Origin of the sequence: Salmonella sp. 32020114201800008SM (assembly GCF_017572025.1) — a bacterium.
GTDB lineage: Bacteria > Pseudomonadota > Gammaproteobacteria > Enterobacterales > Enterobacteriaceae > Salmonella > Salmonella enterica.
Window position 1 is genome coordinate 475,773 of the sequence record NZ_JAGEQM010000002.1, and the last position, 21,738, is coordinate 497,510.

At 53.7% G+C, this 21,738-nt stretch carries 19 protein-coding genes; 13 read left to right on the forward strand and 6 right to left on the reverse strand.

Annotated features, from left to right (window positions below; translation table 11 throughout):
* Positions 1–36 precede the first annotated feature (36 nt).
* The 6 genes from ileS (at position 37) to rihC (ending at position 7,266) form a co-directional block, all read left to right on the forward strand.
* On the forward strand, positions 37–2,871 hold the full coding sequence (ileS, locus tag J4613_RS08310; RefSeq protein ID WP_001674865.1) for an isoleucine--tRNA ligase: 2,835 nt from the start codon (positions 37–39) through the stop codon (positions 2,869–2,871).
* Positions 2,871–3,371 carry a signal peptidase II gene (gene lspA / locus J4613_RS08315; RefSeq protein ID WP_000042739.1) on the forward strand — a complete coding sequence of 167 codons (501 nt, stop codon included), beginning with the start codon at positions 2,871–2,873 and terminating at the stop codon, positions 3,369–3,371. The genes ileS and lspA overlap by 1 nt, the downstream gene beginning before the upstream one ends.
* A gap of 154 nt (positions 3,372–3,525) precedes the next feature.
* Positions 3,526–3,975, forward strand: coding sequence for an FKBP-type peptidyl-prolyl cis-trans isomerase (gene fkpB / locus J4613_RS08320; RefSeq protein WP_000047269.1), 450 nt, complete (start codon positions 3,526–3,528; stop codon positions 3,973–3,975).
* Positions 3,976–3,977: 2 nt separating this feature from the next.
* On the forward strand, positions 3,978–4,928 hold the full coding sequence (gene ispH, locus J4613_RS08325; protein ID WP_001166422.1) for a 4-hydroxy-3-methylbut-2-enyl diphosphate reductase: 951 nt from the start codon (positions 3,978–3,980) through the stop codon (positions 4,926–4,928).
* Between the two features lie 199 nt (positions 4,929–5,127).
* A complete protein-coding gene (locus J4613_RS08330) occupies positions 5,128–6,330 on the forward strand; it encodes a nitrite reductase (RefSeq protein ID WP_111742477.1) in 1,203 nt (400 codons plus the stop codon).
* 15 nt (positions 6,331–6,345) lie between these two features.
* Complete coding sequence (gene rihC, locus J4613_RS08335; RefSeq protein WP_000127283.1) at positions 6,346–7,266, forward strand: ribonucleoside hydrolase RihC; 921 nt, start codon at positions 6,346–6,348, stop codon at positions 7,264–7,266.
* A gap of 21 nt (positions 7,267–7,287) precedes the next feature.
* On the opposite strand, the gene J4613_RS08340 is transcribed toward rihC, so the two are convergent.
* From J4613_RS08340 to citS, 6 genes are all read right to left on the reverse strand, one after another.
* Positions 7,288–7,974, reverse strand: a complete 687-nt coding sequence (locus tag J4613_RS08340) for a response regulator (RefSeq protein WP_000377406.1) — start codon at positions 7,972–7,974, stop codon at positions 7,288–7,290.
* A 1-nt stretch (position 7,975) separates the two neighbouring features.
* Complete coding sequence (locus tag J4613_RS08345) at positions 7,976–9,595, reverse strand: sensor histidine kinase (protein ID WP_064043357.1); 1,620 nt, start codon at positions 9,593–9,595, stop codon at positions 7,976–7,978.
* Between the two features lie 134 nt (positions 9,596–9,729).
* The gene (locus J4613_RS08350; RefSeq protein WP_079905600.1) at positions 9,730–11,031 is read right to left on the reverse strand and encodes an oxalacetate decarboxylase subunit beta; all 1,302 of its coding nucleotides are present in this window, start codon (positions 11,029–11,031) and stop codon (positions 9,730–9,732) included.
* A gap of 15 nt (positions 11,032–11,046) precedes the next feature.
* Positions 11,047–12,816 carry a sodium-extruding oxaloacetate decarboxylase subunit alpha gene (oadA, locus tag J4613_RS08355; protein ID WP_111742476.1) on the reverse strand — a complete coding sequence of 590 codons (1,770 nt, stop codon included), beginning with the start codon at positions 12,814–12,816 and terminating at the stop codon, positions 11,047–11,049.
* A gap of 16 nt (positions 12,817–12,832) precedes the next feature.
* Positions 12,833–13,072 (reverse strand): oxaloacetate decarboxylase subunit gamma, encoded by a 240-nt coding sequence (locus J4613_RS08360; protein WP_001001150.1) that lies wholly within the window; start codon positions 13,070–13,072, stop codon positions 12,833–12,835.
* A 158-nt stretch (positions 13,073–13,230) separates the two neighbouring features.
* Positions 13,231–14,571 carry a citrate/sodium symporter CitS gene (citS, locus tag J4613_RS08365; protein ID WP_000183602.1) on the reverse strand — a complete coding sequence of 447 codons (1,341 nt, stop codon included), beginning with the start codon at positions 14,569–14,571 and terminating at the stop codon, positions 13,231–13,233.
* A 244-nt stretch (positions 14,572–14,815) separates the two neighbouring features.
* Here citS and citC point away from each other — a divergent pair, with 244 nt between their 5' ends.
* The 7 genes from citC to dapB all read left to right on the forward strand — a co-directional run bounded on the left by citC (position 14,816) and on the right by dapB (position 21,017).
* On the forward strand, positions 14,816–15,859 hold the full coding sequence (gene citC, locus J4613_RS08370) for a [citrate (pro-3S)-lyase] ligase (protein WP_072095630.1): 1,044 nt from the start codon (positions 14,816–14,818) through the stop codon (positions 15,857–15,859).
* 29 nt (positions 15,860–15,888) lie between these two features.
* Positions 15,889–16,182, forward strand: coding sequence for a citrate lyase acyl carrier protein (gene citD / locus J4613_RS08375; protein ID WP_000691461.1), 294 nt, complete (start codon positions 15,889–15,891; stop codon positions 16,180–16,182).
* Positions 16,179–17,048, forward strand: a complete 870-nt coding sequence (gene citE, locus J4613_RS08380) for a citrate (pro-3S)-lyase subunit beta (RefSeq protein ID WP_001247811.1) — start codon at positions 16,179–16,181, stop codon at positions 17,046–17,048. Before citD ends, citE begins: the two co-directional genes overlap by 4 nt.
* Positions 17,049–17,058: 10 nt before the next feature.
* Positions 17,059–18,579, forward strand: coding sequence for a citrate lyase subunit alpha (gene citF, locus J4613_RS08385; protein ID WP_000665572.1), 1,521 nt, complete (start codon positions 17,059–17,061; stop codon positions 18,577–18,579).
* Entirely contained in the window at positions 18,579–19,130 is a 552-nt protein-coding gene (gene citX / locus J4613_RS08390) for a citrate lyase holo-[acyl-carrier protein] synthase (protein WP_023254331.1), read from the forward strand. The genes citF and citX overlap by 1 nt, the downstream gene beginning before the upstream one ends.
* Positions 19,108–20,016: a triphosphoribosyl-dephospho-CoA synthase CitG gene (citG, locus tag J4613_RS08395; protein WP_000117014.1), complete on the forward strand. Its 909-nt coding sequence runs from the start codon at positions 19,108–19,110 to the stop codon at positions 20,014–20,016. Before citX ends, citG begins: the two co-directional genes overlap by 23 nt.
* A gap of 179 nt (positions 20,017–20,195) precedes the next feature.
* The gene (gene dapB / locus J4613_RS08400; RefSeq protein WP_111742475.1) at positions 20,196–21,017 is read left to right on the forward strand and encodes a 4-hydroxy-tetrahydrodipicolinate reductase; all 822 of its coding nucleotides are present in this window, start codon (positions 20,196–20,198) and stop codon (positions 21,015–21,017) included.
* The last annotated feature ends 721 nt before the right edge of the window (positions 21,018–21,738 follow it).

Consider the following 21,738-nt stretch of genomic DNA (forward strand, 5'->3'; position numbering starts at 1 on the left):
GTGTTTATCAAACCGAAATACGGAACCGAGAATCTGATGAGTGACTATAAATCGACCCTGAATTTGCCGGAAACAGGGTTCCCGATGCGCGGCGACCTCGCCAAGCGTGAACCGGGAATGCTGGCGCGTTGGACCGATGATGATCTGTACGGCATCATTCGTGCGGCCAAAAAAGGCAAAAAAACCTTCATTCTGCATGATGGCCCTCCATATGCGAATGGCAGCATTCATATTGGTCACTCAGTTAACAAGATTCTGAAAGACATTATCGTGAAGTCCAAAGGACTGTCGGGATTTGACTCGCCTTACGTGCCGGGCTGGGACTGTCACGGTCTGCCTATCGAGCTGAAAGTCGAGCAGGAGTTCGGTAAGCCGGGCGAAAAATTCACCGCCGCTGAATTCCGCGCCAAGTGCCGCGAATATGCCGCTACGCAGGTTGACGGCCAGCGTAAAGACTTCATTCGTCTGGGCGTGTTGGGCGACTGGTCGCATCCGTACCTGACCATGGACTTCAAAACCGAAGCCAACATCATCCGCGCGCTGGGCAGAATTATCAAAAACGGTCATCTGCACAAAGGCGCTAAGCCGGTGCACTGGTGCGTTGACTGCCGTTCCGCGCTGGCGGAAGCGGAAGTTGAATATTACGACAAAACGTCGCCGTCTATCGACGTGGCGTTCCGCGCCGTCGATCAGGATGCGGTGAAAGCGAAGTTTGGTTTGCCGGGCGTGAGCGGCCCTGTGTCGCTGGTTATCTGGACCACCACGCCGTGGACACTACCGGCTAACCGCGCCATCTCCCTGGCGCCGGACTTTGATTATGCGCTGGTGCAGATTGACGGCCAGGCGGTGATTCTGGCGAAAGATCTGGTTGAAAGCGTCATGCAGCGTATTGGCGCGGCTGAATACACCATTCTCGGCACCGTTAAAGGCGCGGAGCTGGAACTGCTGCGCTTTACCCATCCGTTTATGGGCTTTGACGTGCCGGCGATCCTCGGCGATCACGTCACCCTGGACGCCGGTACCGGCGCGGTACATACCGCCCCTGGTCACGGCCCGGATGACTACGTGATCGGCCAAAAGTATGGCCTGGAAACCGCTAACCCGGTTGGCCCGGACGGCGCTTACCTGCCAGGCACATATCCAACGCTTGACGGTGTTAACGTCTTCAAGGCGAACGATATCGTTATTGAACTGCTGAAAGAAAAAGGCGCGCTACTGCATGTCGAAAAAATGCAGCACAGCTATCCGTGCTGTTGGCGTCACAAAACGCCGATCATTTTCCGCGCGACCCCGCAGTGGTTCGTCAGCATGGATAAAGAAGGGCTTCGTCAACAGTCGCTGAAAGAGATCAAAGGCGTTCAGTGGATCCCGGACTGGGGTCAGGCGCGTATTGAATCAATGGTCGCTAACCGTCCTGACTGGTGTATCTCACGTCAGCGTACCTGGGGCGTACCGATGTCGCTGTTCGTGCATAAAGAAACGCAGGAGCTGCTGCCGATTGAGCGTACTCTGGCGGCGATGGAAGAGGTGGCGAAACGCGTCGAAGTTGACGGTATCCAGGCATGGTGGGATCTCGACCCGAAAGAGATCCTCGGCGAAGATGCCGATCAATACGAGAAAGTTCCGGATACGTTGGACGTTTGGTTTGATTCCGGTTCCACCAGTTATTCCGTGGTTGACGCACGTCCGGAATTCGCCGGTCATGCTGCCGATATGTATCTGGAAGGGTCTGACCAGCATCGCGGCTGGTTTATGTCCTCCCTGATGATTAGCGTGGCGATGAAAGGCAAAGCGCCATACCGCCAGGTACTGACTCACGGCTTCACCGTCGATGGTCAGGGGCGCAAGATGTCCAAGTCCATCGGTAACACCGTGTCGCCGCAGGATGTGATGAATAAACTGGGCGCGGATATCCTGCGTCTGTGGGTAGCGTCTACTGACTATACCGGCGAAATGGCGGTCTCTGACGAAATCCTGAAACGTGCTGCCGACAGCTATCGTCGTATCCGTAATACCGCGCGCTTCCTGCTGGCGAACCTCAATGGCTTCAATCCGGCCACCGATATGGTCAAACCGGAAGAGATGGTGGTGCTGGACAGGTGGGCGGTGGGCTGCGCGAAAACGGCGCAGCAAGAGATTCTGAAGGCATACGAAGCTTACGACTTCCATGAAGTGGTACAGCGCCTGATGCGCTTCTGCTCCGTTGAAATGGGTTCGTTCTACCTCGACATCATCAAAGACCGCCAGTACACCGCGAAGGCCGATAGCGTCGCGCGTCGTAGCTGCCAGACTGCGCTGTATCATATCGCAGAAGCGCTGGTTCGCTGGATGGCGCCGATCATGTCCTTCACGGCTGATGAAATCTGGGGCTACCTGCCGGGCGAGCGTGAAAAATATGTCTTCACCGGCGAATGGTACGACGGGTTGTTTGGCCTGGAAGAGAATGAAGAATTTAATGACGCATTCTGGGACGATGTCCGCTATATCAAGGACCAGGTCAACAAAGAGCTGGAAAATCAGAAAGCCAATGGCATCAAATCGAACCTGGAAGCAAAAGTGACGCTGAAATATGCTGACGATGCTAACGGTACGATCAAGAAGCTGAAACTGTTGGGCGAAGAGGTCAGATTTATCTTCATTACTTCCCAGTTCGTGATTTCTGAGCAAGCGGGGGGTATTGATGATGAAAATATTCAGTACAATGCTGGTAATACGACAGTTCAGGCAGTGGTAACGCGTGCCGAGGGTGATAAGTGTCCGCGCTGCTGGCACTACACTACTGATGTCGGCAAGGTGGCGGAACATGCAGATATCTGCGGACGCTGTGTCAGCAACATCGCCGGTAATGGCGAACAACGTAAATTTGCCTGATGAGTAAACCACTCTGTTCAACAGGACTACGCTGGCTATGGCTGGTAGTAGTCGTGCTGATTATCGATTTGGGCAGCAAATACCTGATCCTCCAGAATTTCGCTCTGGGGGATACGGTAGGGCTGTTCCCGTCGCTTAATCTGCATTATGCGCGTAACTACGGCGCGGCTTTTAGCTTCCTGGCGGATAGCGGCGGCTGGCAGCGCTGGTTCTTTGCCGGGATTGCGATAGGGATCTGCGTAATTCTTTTGGTGATGATGTATCGCTCGAAAGCGACGCAGAAGCTGAATAACATCGCTTATGCGTTAATCATCGGCGGCGCGCTGGGTAACCTGTTCGACCGCCTGTGGCACGGCTTTGTTGTCGATATGATCGATTTTTACGTCGGCAACTGGCATTTCGCGACGTTCAACCTTGCCGATAGCGCGATCTGTATCGGCGCGGCGCTGATAGTACTGGAAGGCTTTTTGCCGAAGCCGACAGCGAAAGAACAGGCATAAGCGTAAATACCGGGTGGCGCTTATCCGGTTTTGTAGGCTTGGTAAGCGCAGCGCCATCAGGCAAACGTGGTGCCGGATGGCGGTGAAAACGCCTTATCCGGCCTACGGTTTTATCGTTCTTTATGCCTCCGGGCAAAACACGTGAGCAATTTGCATGTCTAAATCCGTACAGAGCAACAGCGCGATCCTCGTTCACTTCACCCTGAAACTGGATGATGGCTCAACGGCGGAATCTACCCGCAATAACGGCAAGCCAGCCCTGTTCCGTCTTGGCGATACCTCGCTTTCCGAAGGTCTGGAGCAGCAGCTTCTGGGGTTGAAAGAAGGGGAAAAGAAAGCGTTTTCGCTGGAGCCTGACGCCGCGTTTGGCGTCCCCAGTCCGGACTTGATCCAGTATTTCTCGCGCCGTGAGTTTATGGCGGCGGGCGAACCGGAAGTCGGGGCGATTATGCTTTTTACCGCAATGGATGGCAGCGAAATGCCTGGCGTGATTCGCGAAATCAACGGCGACTCGATTACCGTTGATTTTAACCATCCGCTGGCCGGGCATACCGTTCACTTTGATATTGAAGTGCTGGAAATCGATCCGGCGCTGGAGGCATAAACATGCAGATCCTGTTGGCCAACCCACGCGGTTTTTGCGCCGGGGTAGACCGCGCTATCAGCATTGTTGAAAATGCGCTCGCCATTTACGGCGCGCCAATTTACGTTCGGCACGAAGTCGTGCATAACCGCTATGTAGTGGACAGCCTGCGCAAGCGCGGGGCGATCTTTATAGAGCAAATTAGCGAAGTGCCGGATGGCGCCATTCTGATCTTCTCCGCTCATGGGGTTTCCCAGGCGGTGCGTAACGAGGCGAAAAGCCGCGATCTTACCGTTTTTGACGCCACCTGCCCGCTGGTGACGAAAGTCCATATGGAAGTGGCGCGCGCCAGCCGTCGCGGTGAAGAATCTATTCTCATCGGCCACGCCGGGCACCCGGAAGTGGAAGGCACCATGGGCCAGTACAGCAACCCGGAAGGGGGGATGTATCTGGTTGAGTCGCCAGAGGACGTCTGGACGCTGAATGTCAAAAATGAAGGCAAGCTCTCCTTCATGACGCAAACCACGCTTTCTGTGGACGATACGTCCGATGTGATTGATGCGCTGCGTAAACGCTTTCCGAAAATCGTCGGCCCGCGCAAAGACGATATTTGCTATGCCACTACTAATCGTCAGGAAGCGGTGCGGGCGCTGGCGGAGCAGGCTGACGTGGTGCTGGTGGTCGGCTCGAAAAACTCTTCTAACTCTAACCGATTGGCGGAACTGGCCCAACGGATGGGAAGAACTGCGTTTCTTATCGACGATGCGGCGGATATCCAGGAGGCGTGGGTGAAAGAAGCCGCCTGCGTCGGCGTCACTGCTGGCGCTTCCGCGCCGGATATTCTGGTGCAGAATGTTATTGCGCGTCTGCGCGAGTTTGGCGGCGGCGAAGCCGTCACGCTTGAGGGGCGCGAAGAAAATATTGTTTTTGAAGTGCCGAAAGAGCTGCGTGTGGATGTTCGTGAGGTCGAATAAGATTTCACAATTCAGAAATCTGCCTGATGACGCTACGTTGACCAGATCTTAAGGATTTCTTTTGATATTCAATGTGCGACAGGAAGAATAAGGCGTAGTCGTCATCCAGTGCTAATGCCCCACCTTTTTGCTATTCATCTGAAAAACCAGCACAATCGTTGCTGGTTTTTTGGTTGTAATGCCTACAGGGATAAGGGAAATGGGCAAAATAAAATATGGATTGGCAACGTTACTCGCCATCGGCTTTTGGATGGACGCAACAAGCGCCACGGTGCTGGAGCTACCCGCCTGGGAGCGAAACTATACCGGGACTATCGCGGGGAAACCGGTAAACGTTAATATCACGCGATTTGGTAATACGCTTTATGGGTATTACTGCTATGAACCTTGCAATCAGCACAAGGCAGCGATTGCTCTACGCGGCTCACTCCAGGATAAAGAGGTGCATCTTGAAGAACGCGTAAAGGCGCTTTCGGGTTACTGGAATGCGGAAATCTCCAGCAGTGAGATTAAAGGCGAATGGACGTCCGCAGATAAAAAACGACATTTTCCTGTTGCCCTTATCTATTACAAACCTAAAAACTCCCCTGATATTGTGCTGGTCACGAACACGAATGATGCAGGGGGTTACGACCCTTCCAAAGAGATTGATTGCGGCAATACGCCGGCCATTTCGGCGATAAAATTATACCGTGATGGTAAACTCATACAGACCTTAGATACCGCCTCGGTGGGCACTTGTAGCCCGTTTATGCCTCAATGGGGGGATGTCAATTTTGATGGCTACCCGGATCTATCGATTGTAACAGAGTTACTTGCTGGGCCGGATGCTCCAGTACAAACATGGCTCTATGACCCCGCCAAACAGCGTTATGTTGATGCGCCAGCGTCTTATCAGGAAATCACTTCACCAGAGATCGATGCTGAACATAAACAGATTGTCAGCTATTGGCGCGGCGGTTGCTGCAGCCATGGCGTCAATGTGTATCGCTGGAAAGGAAAAACGATTGAACTGATCGATCGCGGTGAAAGCTACTTTCAGCCTGTGATAAGTAAAGGCAAAATGTATAACTGCTACATGACACCTTCCTACGCTGATGGGCGTATTATTTATCCGCTAGTACGTAAAAATGGTCATTTGACGCCGCCTCTTAGCCTTGATGGGACGTGTCAATCTTTTTGGCTAACCGGTAATGTTCGTACCGTGATTCAGGCAGAAAAACCCGGCGCTGAGCCCGAATCGCTTGAGATTCAGTGGCAGGAAAACAAAGCATCGCCAGGGCGTTTTTGCCCATTAGTTCCGTTTGTCGAAGGTGATAAGCTAAGTCCGCGTCTGGTGACGGATGACGATGTGCCTGATGCCTGTATCAGTCGCGCTGAGTATGAAGATATAAAACAATAGGTCAGGAGAGCATTAATGACAGCATCCCTACACATTATTCTTGATACCGATCCGGGCATTGATGACGCGGCTGCGATTGCCGCTGCGCTGTTCGCCCCCCAGCTTGATCTGCAACTAATAACCACCGTCGCAGGTAATGTTTCCGTTGAAAAAACGACCCGTAATGCGTTGCAGCTTCTGCATTTCTGGAACAGCGATATCCCACTTGCCCAGGGGGCCGCGACACCGCTGCTGCGTCCGTTACGCGATGCGGCATACGTCCACGGCGAATCCGGTATGGAAGGCTATGATTTTGTCGACCATCAGCGCCAACCGTTGGCGAAGCCTGCGTTTATCGCTATCCGGGATGTGCTGATGAACGCCCCGGAGCCCATGACATTAGTGGCGATTGGGCCATTGACCAATATTGCGTTGCTACTGATGCACTATCCGGAGTGTGCGTGTAACATTCGCCGTCTGGTGTTGATGGGCGGTTCCGCAGGGCGCGGCAATTTTACGCCTAATGCTGAATTTAACATTGCTGTCGATCCGGAGGCCGCGGCGCTGGTGTTCCGCAGCGGTCTGGAGATTGTGATGTGTGGGCTGGACGTTACAAATCAGGCAATGCTCTCGCCAGATTTTCTGAATAAACTGCCCGCGCTGAATCGCACCGGTAAGATGTTGCACAGCCTGTTCAACCATTATCGCAGCGGTAGTATGCGCACTGGCGTCCGGATGCACGATCTCTGCGCTATCGCCTGGCTGGTGCGTCCGGAGCTTTTTACCCTGCAATCCTGTTTTGTGGCCGTAGAAACGCAGGGGCAATATACCGCCGGTACCACGGTGGTGGATATTGAAGGGCGTCTGGGGCAGCCCGCCAACGCGCAGGTGGCACTGGCGCTGGATGTGGACGGTTTTCGTCAGTGGGTGGCTGAGGTGTTTGCCTATGCGCCGTAATTACATGTTGGCGCCATAATCTCATACTTTGCCGCGATAGAGTCTCTCCGGCCTGCCCACTTTCCCGTAGCTGATCTCCGCTTCGAGAAAGTTATTTTTCACGCCTTGTTCCAGATAGCGTCGGGCAGTGGTTTTACTGCTGCCCAGAATTTGCGCCAGAGTGTCTGCTGTATGTACTGCCTGCGGGTCGGCGAATATTTGTCGTACCCGGTTGAAGGTGTTTTCATCAATTCCCCGCAGTCCGCTATTCGGTTCTGCGGTTTGTTCTTTGGCCTGGATATTAAATAAGGCATCAACGTGCGTCTGGTTTGCCTGCTCACTGGAACGTAACGAACTGCGGTAACGGGTGAACCGCTCCAGGGTATGCTGCAGGCGCTGATAATGTACCGGCTTAATCAGGTAATCGAATACGCCCATGCGTAAGGCATCGCTGATGGTATCCATATGATTGTCGGCGGTAATGAAAATAATTCGCCCCGTGTAGTTGGTGCTGATGGTATGACGAATTAAATCGATCCCTTTGCCATCGGGTAAAAAATTATCCAATAGAATTAACTGTGGTTGATAGAGGCGTATTTGCTTCTTCGCACTTTCCAGTTTGTCTGCGATGCCGACGATTGAAAACTGGGGAAAAATCTTGATGGTGTCCACCAGGATTTCCGCTAGCATCGGTTCGTCTTCAACGATGAGTGTCGTAATGCTATCCATGTTATTCTTCTCTGGTAAAAGGGATATAGAGGGTAAAAATGGTGCCAAAAGGATTATTGCTATCGACGATAATGTCGCCATTGGCCTGCTTGACGTAGCTGTGCACCAACCATAATCCAATTCCGTGATCGCCGTTGTTGTGGGTGGTCACTCCACGCTCGAAAATATGCTGGCGGATATTTTCGTCAATACCACATCCCTGATCGGCAACTTCAATAATGACTTCATTACCTTCGCTATTGATCAGGCACTCAATCTGTCGCGAGCCTTCGCGATTGAGCAGGGTGGCGTTATAGGCGTTGTCCAATAAATTGCCAACAATCGAAATCCATTCATTATGCGAGAGCGATGACGGCAGGTGTTCAACAAAGCTTGAAGGATCGAAAATCAGCTCCAGCCCCAGCTCTTTTGCCCGATAATATTTACCGATTAATAGCCCCGCAAGGTGGTGGTCGCGGAAATTATGGGAAATAAAATCGAGTACTTTCTGGTGGCTTTCCGACTGCTGCTGAATCAGCGCCAGCGCATTATCGTAGCGCTTCAGGAACAGCAGTCCGGCAATGGTGGAAATAAGGTTGCGATGCTCATGCTGCACGGCGCGCAGGTTATCGGCGTATTGCCGCACCTGGCTTAACTGCAGGCTGAGTGTATTGATATCGTCTTTGTTGCGAAAGCTAATAACCCAGCCCTGAGGCTGGTTGTCAATAATGACCGCCATGCGACTGGCGATGACTTTCATTTGGTTAAAGGTGACGATCTCATCTTTTTTGTTTTTTTGCGGCGCATCGTAAAAGAAGGCCTCCGGCAACACGACATGGTGGATTGCATAGCCAATGAGTTCAGACTCCGGTTGGCTCAGATTCAGTAAGCGGCGAGCCGTTTGGTTAATGGCGGTAATACGGTGATGGGAGTCAATGGCGATCAACCCTTCAAATACCGACTCAAATAACACGCTTTGCTGAATTAATAGTTGTGAAAGCTGCTGCGGCTCCATGTTAAGCATCTGCTTTTTAATATGCAGCGAGAAGCGGCGGGCGCAGTACAACAGCACCAGCAGCAGTAACGCCATCGGGAACAGCAACGAGCTGATTTGTAAGTTAAGCCAGCTCTCCAACTGTTCCAGAGTATAGCCGACGGAAACAATACCAATGACTTTACCGGTATTGTCCTGAATCGGGGATTTACCACGTAGGGAAGAGCCTAATGAACCTTTGCGCACCGATACGTAGCTTTTAGCGTTATACAGCGCGTCGTCGCTATCGCCGCCCTCCATATATTTGCCGATCTCATCCGGGTTGACGTGATACAGTCGCTGACCTTTTTCGTTGCCAACGGTAATGTAAGTCGCATCCGAAAACGAGCGCATTGGGTCAATCAGCGCTTTGATGCGTGACAAATCATGCGCCTCTACGGCTTCAACTAATTCTGGCATAGCGGATATTTGCATTGCCTGAATAAGCGCACGTTGGCCCACCTGATAATGCAGGCGTTCTTTCGTGATATCGGTCAGATACCAGGTGATTGCCAGCATCACGATGGTGGATGTAAACAGGATCAGTAGAAATATCCGGTTTTGAAACGAGCGTCTGGCAAACCAGCGTGTAATTTCCCGTATAAACATATTGGTATTTAGATATTTAATTACGGTATTTTCTTGCATTCGGCATCACCGGAACCTGAACCAGTTCATACTTACTTTTCTTTCAGAAAAAATTTGGATGAAAATGGGATACGACATGCGTATCCCATCCACTATTACATCGCCAGCACGTACTTCAGCATCACGCCCGCCGCAATGGCCGAACCGATAACCCCCGCCACGTTCGGGCCCATCGCGTGCATCAGCAGGAAGTTCTGCGGGTCTGATTCCAGCCCCACTTTGTTCGATACGCGGGCCGCCATCGGCACCGCCGACACCCCCGCCGAACCGATAAGCGGGTTGATTTTGTTCTTACTGCACAGGTTCATCAGCTTCGCCATCAACACCCCGGCCGCCGTCCCGATACCAAAGGCAATCACCCCCAGCAGCAGAATGCCCAGCGTCTGCGGCTGCAAAAACTTATCCGCCACCAGCTTCGCCCCCACCGACAGCCCGAGGAAAATGGTGACGATATTAATCAGCCCGTTCTGCACCGTGTCGCTCAGACGCTCCACCACGCCGCTTTCGCGCATCAGATTGCCAAAGCAGAACATCCCCAGCAGCGGCGCGGCGTCCGGCAGCAGCAGCGCCACCAGTAGTAACAGCACCACCGGGAACAGGATTTTTTCCCGCTTACTCACCGTGCGCAGCTGCACCATGCGGATTTTGCGCTCTTTCTCGCTGGTCAGCGCGCGCATAATCGGCGGCTGGATTAACGGCACCAGCGCCATATATGAGTACGCCGCCACCGCAATGGCCCCCAGCAGCTCCGGCGCCAGCTTGCCCGACAGATAAATCGCCGTCGGGCCGTCCGCGCCGCCGATAATGCCGATGGCCGCCGCCTGCGGCAGGGTGAAGGCAATCAGGCCGAAGTAGTTCAGCGTCAGCGCCCCCAGCACGGTGGCGAAGATGCCGAACTGCGCCGCCGCCCCCAGCAGCAGGGTGCGCGGGTTGGCCAGCAGCGGGCCGAAGTCGGTCATCGCGCCCACGCCCATAAAGATGACCAGCGGCGCGACACCGGAGCCAATCGCCACTTTGTAGAACAACGCCAGCACCCCCGGCGTGTAGCCCATGTCCACCGCCAGATTTTCCATCTGGCCCTGCACCGACGGCAGCGCCAGCGCTAACGCCTCCTTGATGGCGTGCACGTCCGGCGCGCAGTTAAGCTTCGCGGCAATCACCGCCAGCTGCCCGGCGTCGTGGTGGGCCAGCAGGCTCTCCAGCGCGGTCAGCGCCATGCCCGCTTCCGGGATGTTGGAGAGCAGCCCGCCGAAGCCAATCGGCAGCAGCAGCAGCGGCTCGAACTTCTTCGCTATCGCCAGCCACAGCAGCAGCAGGCTCACCAGCAGCATGATGGCCTGGCCTGCGCCAAGGTGCATCAGCCCCATGCCCTGAAGCAGGGCGTTCAGACTTTCCATTTCCGCTCCTCGTCCTTACGCCAGCGTCATCAGGGTGTCGCCGACGGAGACCGCATCGCCGGACTTCACCGCGATACCGCGTACCGTCCCGGCCTGCGCGGCGCGAATTTCGGTTTCCATCTTCATGGCTTCCAGAATCAGCAGCACATCGCCTTCGGCCACCGTCTGGCCCTCGGTGGCAATCACCTTCCAGATGTTGCCCGCCAGCGGCGCGGTGACCGGGGTGCCGGCGCCTGCCGGGGCGGCAGCCTGAACCGGTGCGGAAGACGGGGTGGCAGCAGTGAGCTGGCTGATATCGCCGCCGTCGCTGACCTTCACCACAAAGGCTTTGCCTTCCACTTCCACGGTGTAGATACCGGAGGCGGCAGGCTTCTCTGCTTTTGCCACCGGCTGCGCGGCTTCCGCCTGCGGTACCGGCTCAAACGCCGCCGGGTTATGGCGGTTCTCAAGGAATTTGAGGCCGATTTGCGGGAACAGCGCCACGGTGAGCACGTCGTCGATGGCGTTTCCCGCAAGCGTGATGCCCTTCTCCTGCGCCTGGCGCCTGACGTCCGCTTCCAGTTCAGCCAGTTCCGGTTTGAGTAAATCCGCCGGACGGCAGGTCACCGGAGCGCCCCCTTCCAGCACGCGGGCCTGTAACGCCGCGTTCACCGGCACCGGGGTGTGGCCGTATTCGCCTTTCAGAATGCCGGCCGTTTCTTTGGCAATGGTCTTGTAGCGTTCGCCCGTCAGCACGTTGAGCACCGCCTGGGTGCCGACAATCTGCGAGGTCGGGGTCACCAGCGGGATAAAGCCGAGGTCCTCGCGCACGCGGGGGATTTCCGCCAGCACCTGGTCGAGTTTGTCCGCCGCGTTCTGCTGCTTCAGCTGGCTTTCGAGGTTGGTCAGCATCCCGCCCGGCACCTGCGCCACGAGGATACGGCTGTCGTAGCCTTTCAGCTGGCCTTCAAAGGCGTGATACTTTTTGCGCACCTCGCGGAAGTACGCGGCGATATTTTCCAGCTTCAGGATATCCAGCCCGGTGTCGTGCTCAGTACCTGCCAACGTCGCCACCAGCGCCTCGGTGGCCGGGTGGCCGTAGGTGGCGCTCATGGACGAAATCGCCGTGTCCACGCCGTCAACACCCGCCTCGATAGCCTTCAGCAGGGCCATCTCCGCCATCCCGGTGGTGGCGTGACAGTGCAGGTGCAGGCGCACCTCAAAACGTTTTTTGATTTCGCTGACCAGCTCATACGCCGCCATCGGCGTGAGAATGCCGGACATATCCTTGATGGCAATCGAGTCAACGCCGGTCTCTAACAACTGTTCGGTTAAGTCCAGCCAGGTCTGCAGGGTGTGCGCCGGGCTGGTGGTGTAACTCAGGGTCCCCTGGGCGTGGGCGCCGTGGCTGCGCACCGCCTGCAGTGCGGCTTTCATATTACGCGGGTCGTTCATGGCATCGAAGACGCGGAACACGTCCATGCCGTTTTTCACCGCGCGTTCGACGAAGCGTTCCACCACGTCATCGGCGTAATGGCGATAACCGAGCAGGTTCTGGCCGCGCAGCAGCATCTGCAGTGGGGTTTTGGGCATGGCTTTTTTGAGTTCGCGCAGGCGCAGCCACGGGTCTTCGCCGAGGAAACGGATGCAGGCGTCAAAGGTGGCGCCGCCCCAGCACTCCAGCGAGCCGTAGCCCACGTCATCGAGCTGGGCGGCAATCGGCAGCATGTCGTCAAGGCGCAGGCGGGTGGCGAAAAGGGACTGGTGGGCGTCGCGCAGGACGACATCGGTAATGGCAATGGTCATGGATCCCTCCGGGAAATTAAACGTGGTGGCGGTGATGGTGAATGGCGGCGGCAATCACCGGCTTTAAGCGGGTGAAGTCGTCCACGGCGGGAACGGCACGCGGTGCGGGCGCGGCGACGGGTTCCGGGAAGAAGCGAGTAATCACGGCAGACATGCCGCGAATGGCAAAGATGAGCAGGAACAGAAAGCTCAGTACGAACCCCATCCCTAAAAACATCAGGGTGAAACCTTCACCCAGTAGTACAGCTTCATTCATGAATCATTTTCCATAATGAGAGGCACGACGGTGGCCTTGACGACAGCCTTCCTGGTGAATCCGGCTAAGGAGTAGAGTGGATTTCCCTTGGCCACCTCTGGCTTTGGCCTCTACTTTTCTCCAGGTCGTTTGCGGCAAAGACACCGCCGTGCGTTTTTTTACACCATCATGCTGAACACGATGCTAGCGATAACCAGCACAATACCGCCGCCCAGACGAGAGGAAATTTGTGCATATGAAATGAGGTTCATACGGTTACAGGCGGAGAGCACTTCCAGATCGCCAGAGCCGCCGCGGTTGGCCATACAAAGACCCGCAGTAATGGATGATTCAATCGGGTAGAAGCCAATCAACCAGCCCCCGATAGCTGCGCCAACGACTGCGCCGACCACGATGATCGCGGCGATAACGACGTTGGCGAACGTCAGGGCATCGATGATCTCTTGCAGATCGGTGTAGCAAACACCCACACCGACCATCAGCACCCACAGTAGCTGTTTGGAGAAGAAGTCAGAAAGACGTTTCGCCCCGGCTTTAATCTCCGGTGAGCAAAGACCTGATGCGTTCAGCGCAGCAACAATCAGAACCATCCAGGCGAAGTAGTGAATAGAGACGCCGCCGATGCTTGGCAGAATTTTCTTGGCAACAACATAGGCCAGCAGGAAGCAGGTGGTGGATAACACCATGCCAACCGCCGTTTCACGATGGGTAATCTGACCGGCCTTTTCATCATCTTCGGTTTTGAAGGAAGCCTTACGAACCAACTCACCTTCACCGCTAAGCCAGGTGTATTTTTTGCCTATCATATCGAGGAGGGCGGCGAAAATAATGGCGAAGATATTCGCAATGGTCAGAATAGCAATAGCCGTTGAGTAATACTCTTCGCGAGAACGTCCGGTAACCGAGTGATAAATTTCAGACAGAGGCACGGCGCCCGCGCCGTTACCACCGCCCATAATCGGCAGAACGTACAGCATCATGATACGGTCGACCGGGATACCGAAGCACAGACCAATGACGATACCGAAAAGGGACGCGCCGACAATCCCGGCGAGGATGGTTGGGATATAGCCCAGCAGTGATTTTAATAGCAGCTTACGGTTTACCGACAGGATCGCGCCTGTGATCAACACTGCGATAAACAGGTTAAGGAAGTTGCTTTTATCCATTACGTTGCTGATCGCATCAATTTCTTTCTGCGTAAATATGCCAGCATAGACAAAATAAGCTGCAACCAGAAATATCATAACCGGTGCGCCACCAATATATTTATTGAAGATCGGTAAACGTTTGCCGATTTCACCAAAAATGGCCCCCATCACAAACATAAGGGCAAAACCACCGACTAAGTCAGTCGGTATAGCATTATAAAAATGAGAAAGTAATAGAGTAATTAATGCAAAGGCATAAAGCGGTAGCGGCATACCAAAGATTTTGAATCTGAGTAAATCGCTAGCCCCCTTTTTCTCCGTCGCCGAAGCCTGGGTCATGTTGGTCATAAACATTTTCCTGTGTATTGATGGGTAACAAGACCCGCGCATACTAATAAATTCAATGAACCATGAGATGTGACTATCTTCACTGAATGGTTGTGTTTTTAATTAATTTAATTATTTTTATTAACTCTGGTTAATTAAGGAAATAAAAACCATAAAGCTTATAAAAGCAAGGGGGAAAGTGTGATGTCTATTCCAGACGAGTAATACAAACGCTGGCGAAATATGCGACGTTATTTGCTGACGGATGCAGAATAGAGTGAATCTAATATTTAAACGCATTTATTTGCAAAAGGATGTATTGCGTCGCGAGTCGGTCGCCATGTTTCTGGAGGGCGTGGGACTCGCCCTGGAAGATGATTGTGAAATCGCGGTATGCGCATATTGGCAGGGTGAGATAGTCGGGTGCGGTTCTCTGGCCGGGAACGTACTGAAATGCATCGCTGTTTCCCCGGTTTTACAAGGGGAAGGGCTCAGCCTCAAACTGCTGACTGAGCTGCTTACATTGGCCTACGAGTTAAACCGCAGCGAGCTTTTCCTGTTCACTAAGCCGCAAAATCGGTTGCTGTTTTCTGGCGCGGGGTTTTGGCCCATTGCGCAGGCAGGTGAGCTGGCGGTGTTAATGGAGAACAGCAGTGAACGGTTAGCGCGCTTTTGTCGCCAACTGGCGCTTTATCGTCAACCGGGAAAAACGATCGGCGCCATCGTCATGAACGCCAATCCGTTTACATTGGGCCACCGTTATCTGGTGGAGCAAGCGGCTGCGGCCTGTGACTGGTTGCATCTGTTTGTAGTCAAAGAAGATGCTTCATTTTTTTCCTATACCGACCGTTGGGCGCTGATCGAACAAGGAATCGCGGGTATTGACAACGTCACGTTGCATTCCGGCTCCGCTTATATGATCTCGCGTGCGACGTTTCCCGGCTATTTCCTCAAAGAAAAAGGGGTTGTAGACGACTGCCATTGCCAGATCGATCTGCAACTCTTCCGTGAACATCTGGCTCCAGCGCTGGGGATTACCCATCGTTTTGTCGGCAGTGAACCGTTTTGCCCTCTGACCTGTGCCTATAACCAGCGAATGCACGACATTTTGCACGATCCGAAGCGTAGCGGCCCGGTTATTGAGGTCGTCGAGCTGGCGCGGGTGGAGAAAAACGGCGCGGCTATTTCCGCCTCTCGCGTCAGAAAACTGTATAGCGAACGTAATTGGTCGGCAATAAGCGCGCTGGTGCCTGCTGGCACCCTGGCATATCTGCAGCGGCATGCCGCCAGACACACTGAAACCATATGACGTAACACCGTTAACAAGGAACATAACTAATGAAAATCATTAAAGATGCCCTGGCAGGCACGCTGGAATCCAGCGATGTGATGATCAGGATTGGTCCATCCAGCGAGCCAGGAATTCGGCTGGAGCTAGAGAGTCTGGTGAAGCAGCAGTTTGGCGCGGCGATTGAGCAGGTGGTTCGGGAAACGCTGGCGAAGCTGGGCGTTGAACGCGCGCTGGTTAGCGTCGATGACAAAGGCGCGCTGGAGTGTATTTTACGCGCCCGAGTGCAGGCGGCGGCGTTACGCGCTGCAGAACAAACGGAAATTCAATGGAGTGCGTTATGAGACCACGTCGCAGTATGTTGTTTATCCCCGGCGCAAATGCGGCCATGTTGAGCACCTCGTTTGTCTACGGTGCGGACGCGGTGATGTTCGACTTAGAAGACGCCGTAGCGTTACGTGAGAAAGATACCGCCCGTCTTTTAGTCCATCACGCGCTTCAACATCCGTTCTATCAGGATGTTGAAAAAGTGGTGCGCATTAATCCACTGAACACGCCATTCGGTCTGGCCGATCTTGAGGCCGTCGTGCGTGGTGGCGCGGATATCGTGCGTCTGCCGAAAACCGACAGCAAAAACGATGTGCTGGAGCTGGAAGCGCAGGTCGAACGGATCGAACGTGAATGTGGACGTGAAGTCGGCAGTACCAGGCTGATGGCGGCGATCGAATCAGCGAAAGGCGTGGTCAATGCCGTCGACATCGCCACCTCCAGCCCGCGCATGGTGGCAATTGCGCTGGCGGCATTTGATTACGTGATGGATATGGGCACCAGCCGGGGCGATGGCACCGAGCTGTTCTACGCCCGCTGCGCAGTGCTGCATGCGGCGCGCGTTGCGGGTATTGCCGCCTATGATGTCGTTTGGTCGGATATCAATAATGAAGAAGGCTTCCTGAAGGAAGTGCAGTTGGCGAAAGGGCTTGGTTTTAACGGTAAGTCCTTAGTGAACCCACGTCAGATTGAGCTGTTACATCAGGCTTATTCTCCGACACGTAAAGAAGTTGAGCATGCGTATGAGGTGATTGCCGCCGCTGAAGAGGCTGAGTCTCGCGGTCTGGGCGTCGTTTCACTCAACGGCAAAATGATTGACGGCCCGATTATCGACCACGCGCGCAAAGTGGTGGCGCTGTCGGCTTCCGGTATTCGTGATTAAGGAAGGAACCATGAAAGAGACTGTAACCATGCTCAACCAGCAATATGTCGTACCGGAAGGATTACAGCCCTACCAGGGGGTAACAGCGAACAGCCCGTGGCTTGCCAGTGAAACGGAAAAGCGTCGGCGTAAAATTTGTGACTCGCTTGAAGAGGCTATTCGTCGTTCCGGGCTTAAAAATGGCATGACGATATCCTTCCACCATGCGTTTCGTGGTGGCGACAAAGTCGTCAATATGGTGATGGCGAAGCTGGCGGAAATGGGATTCCGCGATCTGACGCTTGCCTCCAGCTCATTAATTGATGCCCACTGGCCGCTTATCGAACACATTAAAAATGGCGTGGTGCGGCAGATTTACACCTCCGGGCTGCGCGGCAAGTTAGGGGAAGAGATCTCCGCTGGCCTGATGGAAAACCCGGTACAGATCCACTCTCACGGCGGCCGCGTAAAACTGATTCAGAGCGGTGAGCTGAATATTGATGTCGCTTTCCTCGGCGTGCCGTGCTGCGACGAATTTGGTAATGCGAACGGTTTTAGCGGCAAGTCACGCTGCGGCTCTTTAGGGTATGCGCAGGTTGATGCGCAGTACGCTAAATGCGTGGTGCTCCTGACTGAAGAGTGGGTCGAGTTCCCCAATTATCCGGCCAGTATCGCGCAGGATCAGGTTGATTTGATCGTGCAGGTGGATGAGGTAGGGGATCCGGAAAAAATCACCGCGGGCGCGATTCGTCTGTCCAGCAACCCGCGTGAACTGTTGATCGCCCGGCAGGCGGCCAATGTGATCGAACACTCGGGCTATTTTTGTGACGGTTTCTCGCTGCAAACCGGCACCGGTGGCGCATCTCTGGCGGTCACCCGTTTCCTGGAAGACAAAATGCGTCGGCACAACATTACGGCGAGTTTTGGCCTGGGCGGGATCACCGGCACCATGGTGGATCTGCATGAGAAAGGGTTGATCAAAGCGCTGCTGGATACGCAATCATTCGATGGCGATGCAGCCCGTTCTCTGGCGCAGAATCCACATCATATTGAAATTTCAACCAATCAATACGCGAACCCCGCCTCTAAAGGCGCGGCATGCGAACGCCTGAATGTGGTGATGCTGAGCGCACTGGAAATTGACGTGAATTTTAACGTTAACGTGATGACCGGTTCAAACGGCGTACTGCGTGGCGCATCGGGCGGCCATAGCGATACGGCAGCAGGGGCCGATCTCACCATTATTACCGCACCGCTGGTCCGTGGCCGAATCCCATGCGTGGTGGAAAAAGTGCTGACTACCGTCACGCCAGGGGCAAGCGTTGATGTGCTGGTTACCGACCATGGTATTGCGGTGAACCCTGCGCGTCAGGATCTGATTGATAACCTGCGTGCTGCTGGTGTGGCGCTGATGACCATCGAACAACTGCAACAGCGCGCCGAGCAACTGACCGGTAAACCGCAGCCGATTGAGTTTACCGATCGGGTGGTGGCTGTGGTGCGTTATCGCGACGGTTCAGTGATTGACGTGATTCGCCAGGTTAAAGGCTGATGAAGGGCACAGACCTGCTGTACCAGGGCCAGGCAGTTACGCTGGAGGAGATGCTACAAGCGCGCGATAAACGTGCCGCCAGGCAGCGTCAGGCGTTGAACTGCTATCGGCTACCGTTGATTTCCCTCACGCTGGTTGCACCGGGCGCCGTTAAAAACTCAGCGGTCTGGCGGCGTGTCGCCGATTACGCAATTGCCGAAATACTGGCGCTTTGCGAACAGAAGGAGTGGGTCAACGTCTGGGAAATGCAGGTAAATGAACGCAGCGGCCCGGAATGGATGGCAGCGGTCTGTGCGCCGGCAATGGCGTTGAAACAGCACATGTCGACACTAGAGATGAGCCATCCGTTAGGGCGGCTTTGGGACATCGACATTATTGATAGCGACGGTAAGTCGCTATCACGCCGTGAACTCGGGCATCCTGCCCGGCCATGTTTGATATGCCAGCAGGATGCTCATCTCTGTGCCCGGGGCAAGCATCACACCCTTGACCTTTTGTTGGATGAAATTGCACGAAGGATTGAATGCTATGAGCGTGAGCGTTGTAACTGAACGGCGTACGCCAGCGTACTCATCGCTGGCGGCTGGCGATCTTAACGGGTTGGTTGCAAGAGCGCTGCTGACGGAAGCCAGGCTGACACCAAAACCCGGTCTGGTCGATATTCGTAATTCGGGAGCGCATAGGGATATGGATCTGGCGGCATTTGAACGTAGCACTACCGCCATTGCTCCATGGATGGAAAAGTTTTTTATCATGGGCAACAACACGGCGGCGCTGGCGGCAGAAAATGTCCTGGTGATGCTGCGTCCGCTGGGGATGGCCTGTGAGAACGATATGCTACAGGCGACCAATGGTGTGAATACCCATCGCGGGGCGATTTTCGCTTTTGGCCTGCTGAGCGCAGCGATTGGTCGACTTCTCGCGCGGGGAGAACCGTTGGAGCAAAATCGTATCTGCGACCAGGTTGCCCGCCTGAGTCGGAATATTGTTGCCCACGAGCTCTCAGCAAAAAAAGCGGGAAAACTGACAAAGAGTGAAACCCATTTCCAGTGTTATGGACTGTCGGGCGCGCGGGGAGAAGCGGAAAGCGGTTTTCGAACCGTCAGAACGCAGGCTTTGCCGGTGTTTAACCGGGTCGTGCAGGAGCATGACGATACCCATCTTGCCCTACTGCAAACATTGTTGCATCTGATGGCGTGGAATGATGATACCAATCTGGTGTCACGGGGAGGCCTGGAAGGGCTTTACTACGTGCAGCAGCAGGCACAAAAATTGTTGTGGCAAGGGGGCGTATTGGTTGAGGGGGGCATTGAAGCGATGCAGTCCCTCGATGATGAACTCATCCTGCGTAACTTAAGCCCTGGCGGTAGCGCGGATTTACTGGCAGTGACCTGGTTTTTAAGTCATTTTCCTGCCGGTTCCCTCTATCCTGAGTAAGTTTCTCTTCTTTCATTCTCTCCAGCAATGATTCATCCTGCGGGATGAATCATGTCTTTTACTGATATCGCTCCCTGTTTATCATTAATTTCTAATTATCGGCGATTTTAGATGGCGGCCTCCGGGCGCGCTGGTTACTCTGAAAACGGTTTACGCAATTTTTACAAAAGAGAATAGCTATGCATGAAGCACAAATCCGCGTCGCCATTGCCGGCGCCGGTGGCCGCATGGGACGGCAGTTAATCCAGGCCGCCATGGCGATGGAAGGTGTTCAGCTGGGTGCCGCGCTGGAGCGCGAAGGCTCTTCCTTGCTGGGCAGCGATGCTGGCGAACTGGCAGGGGCGGGAAAGTCCGGCGTGATCGTTCAAAGCAGCCTTGAGGCGGTAAAAGATGATTTTGACGTTTTCATCGATTTTACCCGTCCGGAAGGCACGTTGACGCATCTGGCGTTTTGCCGCCAGCATGGTAAAGGGATGGTGATTGGTACTACCGGCTTTGACGACGCCGGTAAACAAGCCATTAGCGAGGCGTCACAAGAGATTGCGATCGTTTTCGCCGCAAACTTTAGCGTCGGCGTTAACGTCATGCTCAAGCTGCTGGAGAAAGCCGCGAAGGTAATGGGCGACTATAGCGATATTGAAATTATTGAAGCGCACCACCGCCATAAAGTGGATGCACCGTCGGGTACGGCGCTGGCAATGGGCGAGGCAATCGCCGGGGCGCTGGATAAAAATCTGAAGGACTGCGCGGTCTACTCGCGTGAAGGTTATACCGGCGAGCGCGTACCGGGCACGATTGGCTTTGCGACCGTTCGGGCGGGCGACATCGTCGGCGAACATACCGCGATGTTTGCCGATATTGGCGAGCGCGTAGAGATTACGCATAAAGCTTCCAGCCGCATGACGTTTGCAAATGGCGCGTTGCGATCGGCGTTATGGCTAAAAACGAAGAAAAATGGGCTATTTGACATGCGGGACGTGCTGGGGCTGGATGTATTATAGCGACTAAATACCTTCGTGATGTGGTTGTGGTAATCAAGATTAATTGATTACAAAGGGCAATATATTATTGCCCTTTTGTTTTTGCCCCCCGGTTATTCGGTCAGATAAATAACGCCTTTCACCATTCATGTTTCGACAGTTTCTTCTCCCACGACATGTTCTGCCGCAGTGACTTACCGTATGCAAAAGGCACCTCGACCAGACTGATAAGACTGATATCCATCGGAGGGGGAGTGCTGTTCCTCGGGGGCGTTTTATCTCTTTTACTTCAATGGGTTAGCTTTTTTATGCTGTAGTGAGGCTGGTTGTGTTCCAATCTTATGCGCTAGTCTTAAAGAAAAAGAAGTTGGATCTTTATATCGCGATTGTAATTCTTATTACATTGTCTTAATTTGCTGTTTTTTGTCGATTTTTTGATGTGTTTGATTTGTTTTTTATTTTCATAACAACTTGATTTTTAAATTATTTTTGTTGTTAATTTGCTTTATTTTGAATTTTTATGAATTTAATGGCATTAGTGATTATTAAATGAATTTTTATCGTTGTTTTTTGTTGTTTTGATGTGAAATTTGACCATTTGGTCCACTTTTTATCGTTCCAGTCAGCTTTTTTCTAACTTAAGGAAGCGCAAGCGTTTTCTATCGTCACTTAGTTGATCTTTTTGCCTCTTAAACAGAATAACTTACTTATAATGTGCAAAATAACATAAAAAACACCCGCT